General features: G+C 54.4%; 12 protein-coding genes and 1 tRNA gene. 3 read left to right on the top strand and 10 right to left on the bottom strand.

The window, feature by feature from the left end; genetic code table 11:
* Positions 1 to 117: 117 nt before the first annotated feature.
* From fadJ to WM95_RS17320, 3 genes are all read right to left on the bottom strand, one after another.
* On the bottom strand, positions 118 to 2,265 hold the full coding sequence (gene fadJ, locus WM95_RS17310) for a fatty acid oxidation complex subunit alpha FadJ (RefSeq protein ID WP_063409166.1): 2,148 nt from the start codon (positions 2,263 to 2,265) through the stop codon (positions 118 to 120).
* The gene (gene fadI, locus WM95_RS17315; RefSeq protein WP_032666638.1) at positions 2,265 to 3,575 is read right to left on the bottom strand and encodes an acetyl-CoA C-acyltransferase FadI; all 1,311 of its coding nucleotides are present in this window, start codon (positions 3,573 to 3,575) and stop codon (positions 2,265 to 2,267) included. The genes fadJ and fadI overlap by 1 nt, the downstream gene beginning before the upstream one ends.
* Positions 3,576 to 3,811: 236 nt before the next feature.
* Positions 3,812 to 4,096: a YfcZ/YiiS family protein gene (locus WM95_RS17320; protein WP_023312583.1), complete on the bottom strand. Its 285-nt coding sequence runs from the start codon at positions 4,094 to 4,096 to the stop codon at positions 3,812 to 3,814.
* 372 nt (positions 4,097 to 4,468) lie between these two features.
* Here WM95_RS17320 and fadL point away from each other — a divergent pair, with 372 nt between their 5' ends.
* Positions 4,469 to 5,791, top strand: coding sequence for a long-chain fatty acid transporter FadL (gene fadL, locus WM95_RS17325; RefSeq protein ID WP_023312584.1), 1,323 nt, complete (start codon positions 4,469 to 4,471; stop codon positions 5,789 to 5,791).
* A gap of 44 nt (positions 5,792 to 5,835) precedes the next feature.
* Here the strand turns inward: fadL and mlaA are convergent, their stop codons facing one another.
* Positions 5,836 to 6,588, bottom strand: coding sequence for a phospholipid-binding lipoprotein MlaA (gene mlaA / locus WM95_RS17330; protein WP_023312585.1), 753 nt, complete (start codon positions 6,586 to 6,588; stop codon positions 5,836 to 5,838).
* 315 nt (positions 6,589 to 6,903) lie between these two features.
* On the opposite strand from mlaA, the gene WM95_RS17335 reads away from it, so the two are divergent.
* Together WM95_RS17335 and WM95_RS17340 are read left to right on the top strand one after the other, a co-directional pair.
* Positions 6,904 to 7,833, top strand: a complete 930-nt coding sequence (locus tag WM95_RS17335; protein ID WP_029740160.1) for a formate/nitrite transporter family protein — start codon at positions 6,904 to 6,906, stop codon at positions 7,831 to 7,833.
* 75 nt (positions 7,834 to 7,908) lie between these two features.
* Positions 7,909 to 7,980, top strand: a tRNA-Arg gene (locus tag WM95_RS17340).
* A gap of 48 nt (positions 7,981 to 8,028) precedes the next feature.
* Here the strand turns inward: WM95_RS17340 and WM95_RS17345 are convergent.
* From WM95_RS17345 to tssF, 6 genes are all read right to left on the bottom strand, one after another.
* A complete protein-coding gene (locus WM95_RS17345) occupies positions 8,029 to 9,360 on the bottom strand; it encodes a VasL domain-containing protein (RefSeq protein WP_088544895.1) in 1,332 nt (443 codons plus the stop codon).
* Between the two features lie 103 nt (positions 9,361 to 9,463).
* Positions 9,464 to 9,934 carry a hypothetical protein gene (locus tag WM95_RS17350; protein ID WP_023308682.1) on the bottom strand — a complete coding sequence of 157 codons (471 nt, stop codon included), beginning with the start codon at positions 9,932 to 9,934 and terminating at the stop codon, positions 9,464 to 9,466.
* A gap of 14 nt (positions 9,935 to 9,948) precedes the next feature.
* Positions 9,949 to 10,401, bottom strand: a complete 453-nt coding sequence (gene tssE, locus WM95_RS17355) for a type VI secretion system baseplate subunit TssE (RefSeq protein WP_023308683.1) — start codon at positions 10,399 to 10,401, stop codon at positions 9,949 to 9,951.
* The gene (gene tssJ, locus WM95_RS17360; protein ID WP_176600592.1) at positions 10,394 to 10,930 is read right to left on the bottom strand and encodes a type VI secretion system lipoprotein TssJ; all 537 of its coding nucleotides are present in this window, start codon (positions 10,928 to 10,930) and stop codon (positions 10,394 to 10,396) included. The genes tssE and tssJ overlap by 8 nt, the downstream gene beginning before the upstream one ends.
* Complete coding sequence (gene tssG / locus WM95_RS17365) at positions 10,911 to 12,014, bottom strand: type VI secretion system baseplate subunit TssG (protein ID WP_088544897.1); 1,104 nt, start codon at positions 12,012 to 12,014, stop codon at positions 10,911 to 10,913. Before tssG ends, tssJ begins: the two co-directional genes overlap by 20 nt.
* On the bottom strand, positions 11,969 to 13,732 hold the full coding sequence (gene tssF, locus WM95_RS17370) for a type VI secretion system baseplate subunit TssF (protein WP_088544898.1): 1,764 nt from the start codon (positions 13,730 to 13,732) through the stop codon (positions 11,969 to 11,971). The genes tssG and tssF overlap by 46 nt, the downstream gene beginning before the upstream one ends.
* Positions 13,733 to 13,742: the final 10 nt, after the last annotated feature.

The following is a 13,742-nucleotide window of genomic DNA, read 5'->3' on the forward strand; positions in this document are numbered from 1 at the left end:
GATCCATTCGGTGAATGAAACGCTGTTTTTTACCTCAATGGCGTAAGTATAGTCAATCTCTGTTTACAAAATCGCCAGAACAGGGTCATTCACTTCAGGATTTACCCTTCTTTGACCTCAGCTTACGAGGACAGTTTCCCTTGCAGGCCAAAATGTCTGGCCGCGTTCCGCCATCTGCAATAATTCGTCACACGGTGTAAACCGTGGACCATATTGCGAAGCCAGACGTTGCAGGATAGCAACCACTTCACCCGCGCCGAGCGTATCCATGTAACGGAACGGGCCGCCAAGGAACGGCGGGAAGCCAATGCCAAATACCGCGCCAATGTCGCCATCGCGCGCGCTCTTGATTACCTGCTCATCAAAACAGCGCGCCGCTTCATTGAGCATCATCATCACGCAGCGCTCAGCGCACTGAACGGCAGAGAGTTTTCCCTGACCCGTAGTCGAAATGAGTCCATATACCGAAGGGTCGACCTGTTTCCTGCTTTTACGCCCTTTCGCGCCGTAAAGATAGAAACCGCGTTCATTTTTTCTGCCTTTGCGATCGTCCTTCAAAATCGCAGAAACAATGTTTGCAGGTGGGCTAAAACGATCGCCATATGCGGCTTCAAGCACTGGTATAATTTTAGTGCCGGTGTCTATTCCCACCTCATCCAAAAGTTGGATTGGGCCAACGGGGAAACCAAACTTTACCAGCGCCTCGTCGACGTGCTCAATCTTCTCCCCTTCCGTCAGCAGCCGCATGGCTTCATTAATGTAGGGAGCCAGAATGCGGTTGACGTAGAAGCCAGCTTTGTCCGCTACCACAATCGGGGTTTTGCCCTGTTTTTTCGCCAGCTTCACCACGGTGGCAACAGTTTGCGGACTGGTAGTCGCGTGCGGAATAACTTCCACCAGCGGCATTTTTTCGACCGGGCTAAAGAAGTGCAGCCCAATCACCTGCTCAGGACGCGCGGCTTTCGCCGCGATATCGCCAATCGGCAATGACGACGTATTGGAGGCAAAAATGGTATGCGGGGCGCAATGTTGCTCAACGTCTGCCACCATCTGCTGCTTAAGCGCCAGATCTTCAAACACGGCTTCAATCACCAGATCGCGGTGCGCAAAACCGCTGTAATCCGTCGTACCGGAGATCATCGCCAGGGTTTTATCACGCTCGCTTGCCTTGATATGGCGGCGCTTGACCTTTTGATCAAGGTTCTGCCAGCTGTACTGCAGCGCGTGGTTGATCCCCTTAGGATTAATATCTTTGATGCGTACAGGCAATTTGCCTTTGCTGGCGGTAACAAAAGAGATTCCGCCACCCATGAGCCCCCCACCCAGTACGCCAATGGCACGCAGCGGCGCAGGCTGCGCCTCGCTGCCCGGATCTTTTTTCACGTCCGTGCTGGCGAAGAAGATGCTGCGCAGCGCCTGTGACTGCGGCGTCATCGCCAGTTCGCCAAAGGCTTTGGCCTCCGCTGCATAGCCGCTGCTGCTGCCCTGCGACAGCCCGGTTTCGATCACTTCCAGGATCCGCTTTGCCGCCGGGTAATTGCCTTTGGTTTTTTGTTCGGTCTTTTTGCCCACCATGTTGAACAGGAGCGTTCTTCCCAGCGGACCGGCCAGCACGCGCTCGCGTACCGGCAGAGGACGTTTTGCCTGACGACCTTTCAGCGCAAGCTCAACGGCGGCCTCCAGCAAAATGGACTGCGGCACGACGTCATCGACCAGACCGGCTTTCAGCGCCTGACGGGCACGCAGCTGTTTACCGGTTAAGATCATCTCCAGTGCCGTGCTAACGCCCACCAGACGCGGCAACCGTTGCGTTCCGCCGGAGCCAGGCAGCAGGCCCAGCTGCACTTCCGGCAGGCCCAGAATCGTTTTCGCATCGTCGGTGCAAATCCGGCTGTGGCAGGCCAGCGCCAGCTCAAGCCCACCGCCCAGACAGGCGCCGTGGATTGCGGCAATGACCGGGATCGGCAGGCCGCCGATCTCCGCCATCACCTGCTGGCCCTGACGCGCCAGCTCTTCGGCTTCCAGAGCGCTTTGCGCCCGGGCGATCATGTTGATATCCGCGCCGGCGATAAAGTTATCCGGCTTGGCAGAGATAAAGACCAGACCACGAATCGCTTTGTTGTCGCGGATCTGCTTTAGCATCGCGCGCACCTGAACACCAAATTCGGCCTTCAGGGTATTCATCTTTTCATCAGGCACATCAATAGTGATAACGGCCACGTTATCGAGGCGAACCGTTAGATTAAATGCAGATGGCAGATCCATTATTCAGCCTCCAGAACCATTGCTGCGCCAAGGCCACCCGCCGCACAGGCGGTAACGAGGCCAAACCCGCCGCCGCGGCGACGGAGTTCATGTAATGTTTGCGTGATCATCCTCGCCCCTGTGGCGGCAAACGGATGACCGTAGGCGATAGAGCCGCCCAGCACGTTGAATTTACTCTGATCCACTTCGCCCGTGGCATGGGCGCGGCCCAGCACATCGCGCGCGAAACGCTCGCTTGCCAGCAGCTGTACGTTTGCCAGGGTTTGCGCGGCAAACGCTTCGTGCATATCAATCAGGGTTAAATCAGCCAGCGTCAGCCCCGCGCGCTCCAGCGCCAGCGGCGTGGACCACGCCGGACCTAACAGCATGTCCTGCCAGACATCAATGGCGGTGAAGGCATAGCTGCGTAAATAGCCCAGGGGAGTGATGCCCAGCTCCTTCGCGCGGGATTCGGTCATCAGGATCACGGCGGCGGCGCCATCCGTCAGCGGCGTGCTGTTCGCCGCCGTCACCGTACCGTGTTTGCGGTCAAACGCCGGGCGGAGTTTTGCGTAATCCGCCAGCGTTGAGGTGCCGCGAATATTGTTGTCCTCCGCGAGCGGTTCACGGTAAGGGGGGATATAGGCGGTCATGACCTCGTCGGTCAGCTTGCCTTCCGACCAGGCTTTTGCCGCAAGCTGGTGCGAGCGATGCGCCAGGGCATCCTGCTGCTCGCGGGTAATGCCGTACGTTTTTGCCATCTGCTCGGCGGTATCGCCCATGCGCAGGCCAGTAGAATATTCCGCTACGGCAGGCGGCACGGGCATGAGGTCGCGCAGGCGTAAACGCGAGAAGAGTTTGAGTTTCTGACCCGTCGTGCGGGCTTTATTGGCATCTACCAGGATGCGCGCCAGTTTTTTACTGACTCCAATCGGCAGCACCGAAGAGGAATCCGCCCCACCCGCAATCCCGGCGCGAATCGTACCCGCCATCAGGCTTTCAGCGACGTTTGCCACGGCCTGGAAGCTGGTCGCGCAGGCGCGACTGACGCTGTAGGCATCGGTATGGACGTTCATCCCGGTACCCAGGACGATTTCACGCGCAATGTTGGGAGCTTCAGGCATCTGCACGACCTGGCCGAAGACCAGCTGTTCGATAACCTCCGGCGGAATTTCGCTGCGAGCCAGCATCTCCCCCACTACCATTTTGCCCAGGTCAACGGCCGGTATGCCATGAAACGCCGTTGCCTGCCGCGCAAACGGCGTGCGCAATCCACTGACTATGGCAATGCGATCGCCCTGACGGGTAATAAGCGGTAATGCCTGACTCATAACACTCCCCTGTAAAAAATTTTCGCCAACATAAAGTGGTCTGACCTGATAATAGTCTTAACCATTTTTTTACATTCAGCCAATCGGGGAAACGAAAAAGTGCGAGCTAAAACACAGAGAAGAAAAAGAAAATGCCGGCGTGATAAAAGCAAAACGGTAACCCTGAGGTTACCGTTTTTAATGTTTGAGCCCTCTCCCGTGGCAGAGTGTTAGGGAGAGGGATCCGACCGCAGAAATTAACGCAGGCCCAGCTGGAAAATCAGCGTTTCCGCTTCGCAGGCGAAAACAAAGTCGATGTCCAGCTTCACGCCGCCTTCCACTTCGGTAAAGGTTGACTTGATTTCACACGGATCGGATTCAACGTCACGCGCACGCTTGCTCAGCGCGGTCAGGGTCTCTTCCGCTTCAGCGCGGGTAGTGAACACGCGGCTGTAAGACGCGGTGCAATCGGAGTTGTCCATGATGGTCCCAACATCCATACAGCAGCAAACCGGGGTTTCATCAGCACTGCATTTACTCATAGCTCAATTTCCTCTGTATTCGCGCAGAGCGCGAGATAAACACGATGCTGATATTTTACGCCCCGGCGCGGGCTCTCTCCAGCCGTTAATGGCGCAAAACCGGTTAAGTGACCAATATCACACTAAAAAATGATCTAAAACAAAAACCACCCTTTTGGGTGAGTCGCGATGGTCACAATTTTGCCAAGCAGATCTCGTTTCACGAAACATGTTTGAAAATATTAATAAACAAACTTGCAACATTCAGGCTGGTCGGACCTATACTCTGGCCACTGGTCTGATTTGTCTGTCATACCTCAGACCCTACACTTCGCGCTCCTGTTACGGTATGTAACAATTATTGAATAAAAATAACTCAATGAGGTTATGGTCATGAGCCAGAAAACCCTGTTCAACAAGACTGCGCTGGCAGTCGCAGTGGCACTCGTCTCCACTTCCGCCTGGTCAGCGGGCTTTCAGTTAAACGAATTTTCTTCCTCTGGCCTTGGCCGCGCGTATTCAGGGGAAGGCGCCATTGCTGATGATGCGGGTAACGCGAGTCGTAACCCCGCGTTGATCATGATGTTCGATCGTCCGACCTTCTCTGCCGGAGCAATTTTTGTCGATCCAGGTGTTGATATCTCGGGCCGTTCTCCGACAGGTGCCGATCTGAAATCGGATAACATTGCCCCAACGGCATGGGTTCCAAACATGCACTTCGTGGCGCCGATTAACGACCAGTTCGGCTGGGGCGCATCCGTGACCTCTAACTACGGTTTAGCAACCGAGTTCAATAACGACTATGCAGCTGGGGCGTTTGGCGGTAAAACCGACCTCGAAACCCTGAACCTGAACCTGAGCGGTGCTTACCGTCTGGATAATCACTGGAGTTTCGGCGTTGGCTTTGACGCTGTGTATGCTAAAGCGAAGATCGAACGTTACGCGGGCGACCTGGGTAAAGTCGTCGCTGGCTCAGGCGCACTTCCTCCAGCCCTGGCACAGCGAGTGGCTGGTATACCAGCAGACACTCAGATCGCTTATCTGAAGGGCGATGAGTGGGGCTTTGGCTGGAACGCCGGTATCCTTTATGAACTCGATAAAAACAACCGTTACGGCTTAACCTACCGTTCCGAAGTAAAAATCGACTTTGATGGAGATTACAAAAGCAGCCTCCCTTCTGCTTATAACCAGATCCTCGGCAACTTCGGTCTTCCGATGGGAACCAATGGACAAACCACTGGCGGCTCTCTGAGCCTGCACTTACCAGAAATGTGGGAATTGTCAGGTTATAACAAAGTGGCGCCACAGTGGGCAGTTCACTATAGCCTGACCTACACCAGCTGGAGCCAGTTCCAGGAGCTGAAGGCGACCAATAGCAACGGCGACACGCTCTTCTATAAAGATGAGAGCTTCCGTGATGCTTACCGCATCGCGCTGGGGACAACCTACTATATGGATGACAACTGGACATTCCGCACCGGTATTGCCTTCGATGATAGTCCGGTACCAGCAGACAAACGCTCTATCTCGATTCCGGATCAGGACCGCTTCTGGCTGAGCGCTGGTGCGACCTATGCATTCAACAAGGATGCTTCTATTGATGCGGGCATATCTTATATGCACGGTCAAAAAGTTAACTTCAAGGAAGGTCCGTATGAGTTCTCTTCCGAAGGTAAAGCCTGGCTGTACGGCATGAACTTCAACTACGCGTTCTAATCGCGCTGGAATCAAAAAAGGTGAGCATTGCTCACCTTTTTTATTTATTCCGAATCGATATCTTTTAGTTCGTTTTCGATCGCTTTCGCGTTTGGATTCTCTTCCGGCTTCAGCTTGCCGCCGTTGGCAATAAAGTCATGATTCTGGAAGTACGCTTCGCGCACCATAATGTACGGATCAGAAGACTGGCGCAGCAGACCATCAGAGTCGAGCAGTTGCGCGCGGGTTTCAATCCCTTCTACCGTCCATTTACCCACCGACAGCGGCCAGGTCAGCCACGACAGGACCGGATACAGCGTATCCACCATATCGCCGCCATCATCACGGAGGGTGAAACTACCGTAGAACGGTAAATGCACGTACGGACCATACCCGACGCCATAGTGTCCCATCGTACTGCCGAAACGGTGCGGCTGTTCACGCTGCAGCTTCTGGTTAGCCATACCTGCAACATCAATAAAGCCACCCATCCCCAGAATGGAGTTCAGGAAGAAGCGGGTAAAGTGGACCATCCCCTGATACGGGTCGCCCTGCAGGAAGTAGTTCACCATGACCGCAGGCTCTTCGAGGTTGCTGGTAAAGTTACTTAACCCGTTACGCGCGGGTTGTGGAACATAATCGCGCCATGCTACTGCCACCGGACGAACCACATACGGGTCCAGTACGTTGTAGTTGAAGCTATACATTGAGCGGTTAAATCCTTCGAGAGGATCGGAGCGTCCCGTTTGCTCACCGGAGCTGGCGCAGCCCACAAGCATCGTCGCGCCAAGCGCAAGCGCCGACAGCCGAAGTTTCATAAATATCTCCCTGTTCAGTATGGCTATCGTTGATTGCCATCCGTAACGGAGCCGTTGACGCTCCGTCTGTAAACGTGCAAGTGATTGTAACAGCACGTTTACCGATGTCTATGAGCACAATTACGGGCAGTAACCACCGTGACTCTGATCTCAGCATAGCCTGGCTTTTGGAATTCGTTTCGCTGGCAATTTTATAATGTCTTTGAAAGAGATGTATCACCTTTGTTGTCATTGCAGCCAAATTAAGAGCATCCCCACAGGCATCCCGACAAAAGCCGCTACGCTTAACAGAAAGATCAACCTCCGGGAGCAGATATGAAAGATGTAGGCGAAGAAAAAATTGGCGAGAGCACTGAGGAGCTTGAAATTGAAAGCGAGGAGAAGGCGCGCGGCGAGAAGATAGAAATTGATGAAGATCGCCTCCCCTCCCGCGCAATGGCCATCCACGAGCATATACGCCAGGATGGTGAAAAAGAGATGGAGCGCGACGCGATGGCCCTCTTCTGGTCAGCCATCGCTGCCGGGCTATCAATGGGCGCATCTCTTCTTGCGAAAGGGATATTTCATGTGCAGCTGGAAGGCGTGCCCGGTGGATTTTTACTGGAAAACCTCGGCTATACCTTCGGCTTTATTATTGTCATCATGGCCCGCCAGCAGCTGTTTACCGAAAACACGGTGACCGCCGTCCTGCCGGTGATGCAAAACCCCACACTCGGTAATTTCGGCTTATTGATGCGGCTCTGGAGCGTGGTCCTGCTGGGTAATATTATCGGCACGGGCATCGCGGCATGGGCGTTTGAATATATGCCGATCTTTGATGAACCCACCCGGGATGCGTTTGTGAAAATCGGCATGGACGTAATGAAAAACACGCCGGTCGAGATGTTCTCAAACGCCATCATTTCTGGCTGGATTATCGCCACGATGGTCTGGATGTTTCCTTCCGCGGGAAGCGCCAAAATTGTGGTGATCATATTGATGACCTGGCTAATTGCGCTGGCGGACACCACGCATATTGTGGTCGGTACCGTTGAAATCCTCTATCTGGTCTTTAACGGTACGCTTCACTGGAGCGATTTTTTCTGGCCGTTTGCCCTTCCGACGCTGGCGGGAAACATTTGCGGCGGAACGTTTATCTTCGCGCTGTTAAGCCATGCCCAAATTCGTAACGACATGTCGAACAAACGCAAAGCTGAGCTAAAGGCACGGGAAAATGATGATAAATCGACAAAAAAATCGACCTGAATGGTGACTCTTTGAGCAGTCAGGCGGCGATGCGCTTAACGCAAAGTGTAAATAAGGCTATACTCGTGCCGCCTCGTCCCCTTAGTTAAATGGATATAACGAGCCCCTCCTAAGGGCTAGTTGCAGGTTCGATTCCTGCAGGGGACACTTTACCCCCCGCTTTTTCCAGTACATTCATTTGTCCACCGCCAGAATTCATTGAGCAGAAGAATCCTGTTTTATTTGAGCGTAACGCGTTGCCAGCTGCTTAAGACGCAACTCCAGTTGAGTCTTTTCAGCTTCAGGAAGCGCATCTCCTGCTGGGTGCTGCGACAGGCGCCTGAGTTGTTCTTCAGCCGGTATCGTCTGGTTGAATGACTGTATAGTCGAAAAAACTACGGATTTAAGCTCGCTTACCGTGATGTATTTTCCTTTTTGCTCTTCCAGGCTACTCAGCCGATAACTCAGTTGCTGAAGCGTCATCATTCCCTGATACCAGCTGTTCATTGCGTCGACAGGTAACGCTGCCGCGTTAAATTTTTGCTGCCACTGCATTGTGAGCGGTTTCGCCTCCTCCGGCCATAATGTCTGGAGCTGCTTTAACAGCTGAAGGCTGTAGGAAATATTCCAGTCAGGAAGCAGTTTATCCAGGCGGGCAAGCTGCTGCTGAGTGTCTGTGATAAACGTGGACGGTAAACTACCACGCAGTGTTAACGCGTTTTGCTGCACAGGCGTGAGCACTTCAGGTAACGGAGCCAGAGAGGCAAAAGCCTGAGTCACTAGGGGGTCGGGTCTGGACAAAGAAACCCATCCCCACGCCACAGCGATACAAACCACCAGCGTGGAACACATCCCGGCAAAAAAGGGCTTCCACTGTCTGACAGACACGGGGGCTGTCGTGCGATCCTCTCCATTCGGCTGATTTTCCTGATGCACAACATATACCCACTTCACCTCTTCGAACGGTTCGGCTTTATCCAGAGGCGATTCGCTATCGGGCTTCATGTTCACATTCAAATCGGACGTCTCATTACTGCTTTCCAGCCGTTCAGCATTTGAACGTATCAACGTTCGTAACGTATCGAGCTGGCTAAGGTGTTTAAGCTCAAGGCGCTGGAGCACCGCGCTCAGGCTGGTAAGTAACGCTTCAGCACGATAAAGCTCACTAAGATGGCTGCTGCTAAATGGATGCATACGCATGCGCTGCTGCAGGCGCTGGCTCAGGCCGCTAAGGATTTCCATACGAGCGTGTTGTGTCTTCGGCCATAAAGTTTCCCACTGGCGGCTAATCAGGGCATCCAGAATCGCCAGCCCTTCATTCAGGCCAGCTAATCCAGACAGGTGAGTACGGGCAAGGGTGTACCGGGCTGCTGTCTGCAACTCCACACCGTTCTGTTCAAACATTGAGAGACAGAGTCTTTGGACATATTGCCAGTTCACATCAGGGCGAGCAGGATGTGTAAGCTTACTGAGTTCATCGCGAAGGGCGGCATAATCTGGCAGCGTACGCGGGTCGCCGCCGGTTTTTAACGTTATATGTTTGGTCATTCTGCAGGGCCTGCATATCCGTGTCGGTTAATATCGTCAGTTGATGTGTAAAGCAATTTTGCGTGTAGAAACGCAATGACTAATAAAGGAATGAATGTTATTGCTAGGGCAACAGCGCTAAAATCAGACCGAAAAAAACACCTTCATCAAATAGTTGTCCTGACTGAGGTGATGTATCAGGGGGAGTAAAGATCCAGTCATATACACTCCCCACCCGCATGAACAGGCGTCCTTGAGAAATCGAGCTGTACCCGGAAAAAAAAGTCACCTCGACACAGCCTGCAACTCCCTGTCCATACAGGAATATCGGCATAAACTTAACCGCCCGGTTACCATAACGCAGGACGATACCGGAAATATCAAAAGCCCCACCCTCCACCAGCAGGTCCGGAACATATACCGCCAGTGCCTCTGCATTCAGTCCGGTATCTGTCAGCCACGCGTCCATTTGATCCTGAAGCTGAGCCATTCGCTGGCGAAACGCTGCAATATCTGCCTGACTCTTGCTAACTGCGGGAACAGGTGAAGGTTGTCGCGCCTGCAGCTTCTTCAGGAACTGTGATTTTACTGACATGGTGTTATCTGACCTTATATACGGGGTGTTGTGTCGAGATACTGCTGTTGCCTGAGATGCCGCAACAGGACCCGTCCTTCGGGCATAAACTCAGTCCCGTAGCGCACCAGGCCAATCCCTTTAAGTTCAGCGTCAATGGCATAGCGCAGCTCGCCGGGAATGTTCTGATCCAGCAGAACAACGTCTATTTTTTTCAGGCGTGGCTCATATTTGAGCAGAACGGCAGACAATGTGCCCATGAGCTCATGAGCCGTTCCGGGCATGCCCTGCAGGATTTTCGTCATGTCGGGCAGCCCGTAATCAGGCAGATGCGCCAGCGTGCCGGCGCGACAGTTGAGAACGCGCTGCATATTGTCCAGAACCGAAAGGATGACCTGATTTTCTTCACTGACCTGATGCAGATCGAACCCACCGGTAAAATTGCCAAATAGCGTCTCGTACAGCGAGGAACGGGGCGTCTCATTCATCTTTCAGTGCCTGCATGGTCAGCTGGTTGTTCCCCGCCTCAATGACGCGTGCCTTATCCGGCTCAAGGTCATCCCGACTCATTACTACACGCCAGGTATTGTTCTCCTGGTCCGGTGACATAAACATCCCGGCCACCGCCACGTACTGCGCATTTTCCTCCATTGGCATATCGACCGTGACCGCCCCGCCCGGCTGCAGGAGGATATCTTTCTCCACCAGCAGGTCTGCTTTGATGACCTGACTGTCCTCTTTAAACAGTGACGGATAGTCAGTACTGTCGAACGTTTTGCGATTCTTAAGCTGGTAGATGCGCACCACCGTCGACAGTGCCACGCCGCCAGCATTGCTGTTAACGGCCTCACGGGCTCGAATATCCAGATGCAGGGTCTTTATCTGCTTATAAAAAATCGATTTGGTCACAGCAACGGTGCCATCTGTTACTTTTTGAGTCAGCCCACAGCCAGCCAGCATCAAGGTGATACCAGCGGCCAGCGCAGCCAGAGGAAATTTACCAGCGGTAATCGCCATCTTCATCGGTCTCCCTGCGGTGAATATTTTCCTGTACCCGCTCATAGCGGCCAAGATTGATGGTTATGGTTTTGGAGTGCGTGACGGTGTTCGCTGCATTCAGCGGCCGCATCACTGCGGTGCGGCCCAGTTGCACTGCGCCAGCGTTGGGTTTACTTCTCATTGTCGCGTCCGGCAGCAGGCTACGGTCGACACACAGCTGCAGGCGGACATCGAGGCGGGAGCCAAGATAGACATGCAGCAGCGTCATCAGGTCCGTATGGAGCTCCCCGCCCGGTAACCAGCTCAGCACTTCAGTTGAGTCAGTGGTTGTCAGGCGCATCAGTACCTGGCTGTTTACGTCGGTGGCATAGTTACCCATCACCGGAAGGTTTGTCAGGGTGACTGGCTGGCTGACGCTCATGATCAAAGGTTTCTTCAGAGGCACGCGGCGTTTGTCATGGTGCCAGATTTTCGCCTGCGTGTTGGGTGCCAGCAGGCGCACTAGCGAGGCCATGCCTTCTGCGGTACGCCCCGGCAGTAACATGACCGGCAGCAGTGCCAGAAAGCGCGAAGCCGGGGTCGCGATACAGTCCGTGCAGCCGTTAATCCCGAGCCCGGCCAGTCCCAGCAGGTACTGCGAGGTTTTGTCCTTACCGCCTTCTTCGAAAGTCGCCGGGTATGAATATTTACGCCAGATACGGTAGTACTGAGCAATCAGCCGGTGGTTGAAGATATCGAGGAAATCCGCGGTGGCCTCATACCCTTCCCGGCGCTGGGTGATGTCATCAATATAGTGCGTTGGCAGCGGGGACTCCACGCCGTAGAGCCCCATAAAGGTGATGCGTACCGTCGGCGGCAGATGCGAATGCTCAGACGGCTCAATCCCTTTGACTTCAGATGCCGGAAAGCCCATTCCTGGGTGTGGCCGAAAACGTACCGGTTCATGACGTACCTGCCAGATACTGCCCGTAACCGGTTTGTCCGGCTGGCTCTGCTCCAGCAGCTGGCAGAAGCGGTAAAAGTTGATATATGGCAGCCGGTCCCCCAGTTGCGCTATCAGCCTGGCAGACGCGGACTGTGATTCTCTTTCCACCGGATGCATTTTCCTTCTGGCTGAACAATGAGGGTGAGCTGGTTAAACTGGTTCATATCGGCATACAGCGCAAAGAACCGGTTAAGCATTTCACCAAAGAGGTGAATATCGCCCTCACCGGTGAAGCCATTGCTGTCGAGGGTCACTTCGATATCCAGCCCCCGCAGCAGGTAACCCTGCTCAAAACGCTGCAGGCGGTGGTGCTCCACATGCTGAATCGCCTCCAGACGGCGGGTGTTCAATTCATCTTCCTGCCAGTTATAGAGTGCCAGCGTGCCGCGCAGCACTTCGGCGGTGCTCATCATGTTCAGGAAACCGGATCCCAGATGGCTCAGAACCCGCCAGTGAAAACGGTCTTCGGAAGGCGGATAGACTGGCAGCGTCGGTTTGCAGAGATTGCGCACTGAAAGTTGTGTACTGACCACCTGCTCACAGCGGTCAAGCAGCGTACTCTGTAGTGCACGGCGCGGCAGCTGGCCGTTGGTGCCGGTGATTTGCAGCGATACGGCTTCACGCTCAAACAGGCGGTCCTCCTCCCACTGGTGCCCCCCAAGGATAAGCAAGGTGTCATGCAGCCCGGTCACGCTGCGCTTCACGCGGGTGTGGTAGTAACGGGGGGGTGCATGACGGCGCATCATCCCGCCCTTGTGCCTGAAGCTGCTGAACGGCACATACTCTGCGTCACTGGTCCGGTTTGAGCCTGTCACCGAATCCACCGAATAAATCTCGGTGTGTCCGTCCTGCAGCCGTTTGGGGCGCAGCAGGTACTCACTCTCAAGCCCGGTAATGGTGAGGGGGTCAGCCTCCAGTGTGAACAGGTTAATCACCGGCACACAGTGCAGACGAACCGCGTCATTGGTGACCGGTAGGTCTGATGGCCACAGCGTACTGAACACGACTTCGATGTCGAAGTACTCTGCTCCCGCAGGCGGCGTAATCCCGTCCAGACCGTTGAGGTGGACGAACATAAACTTGTCGCGGAAAGTAAAGTACTCCAGTAGCAGTTGGTAGCCGCTGAAGGCAGTATCCCCCTTCGGCCACAGCCCATCTTCCTCCGCAAATCCTCCCGGCGAAAAGTACCCGTCCAGGCGAATACGGTCAGTCTGCCCGGGCAGACGCATATACAAGGCGGCTTGCCGCCTGGTCAGCATCAGGTGTAGCTGGCTGCTGACTGGCGCATCTGCGCCGAGATAGAGGCTCAGGTGGCTGAGGTCCGCATGGGACCAGTCCGCCTGCGTGCTGCAGACAAAACGCATCCGCAGCAGCGAGCGCCCGTCCGGCTCAGTGGTCATGGTCACCCCAGAGATATTCAGCGGGTTGAGCATTACATCACGGGTGGTACGGTAGCGACAGACCGTGTTTTTCGGACCCACCGGGCGGGAGTATACTTCCAGACCCGCGGGCATCAATTCCCCCATCTTAACAGTCTGAAGCGCAGGCGTGAACGCAACCACCGAGAGTGACGGAATGGTTCGCAGGTAGTGTGGCCAGAGCATACTGACCAGCCCTTCGGTCAGTTCCGGCAGGTCGTCGTCGATCTTCTCCCGCAGCCGTCCCATTGAGAAAGCAAAGCCTTCGAGCAGCCGTTCAACATACGGATCGGGTGTGCCGGCCTTATCCAGGTCGAGCATTGCTGCGCGATCGGGATGGGTTTGCGCGAACTCTTTCGCGGCTTCACGCAGGTAGCGCATTTCCGCGTCGTAATAACGCAGGGTCAAATCTTCCATTTATTTCTGT

Origin of the sequence: Enterobacter cloacae complex sp. ECNIH7 (genome assembly GCF_002208095.1) — a bacterium.
GTDB classification, from domain to species: Bacteria; Pseudomonadota; Gammaproteobacteria; order Enterobacterales; family Enterobacteriaceae; genus Enterobacter; species Enterobacter cloacae_M.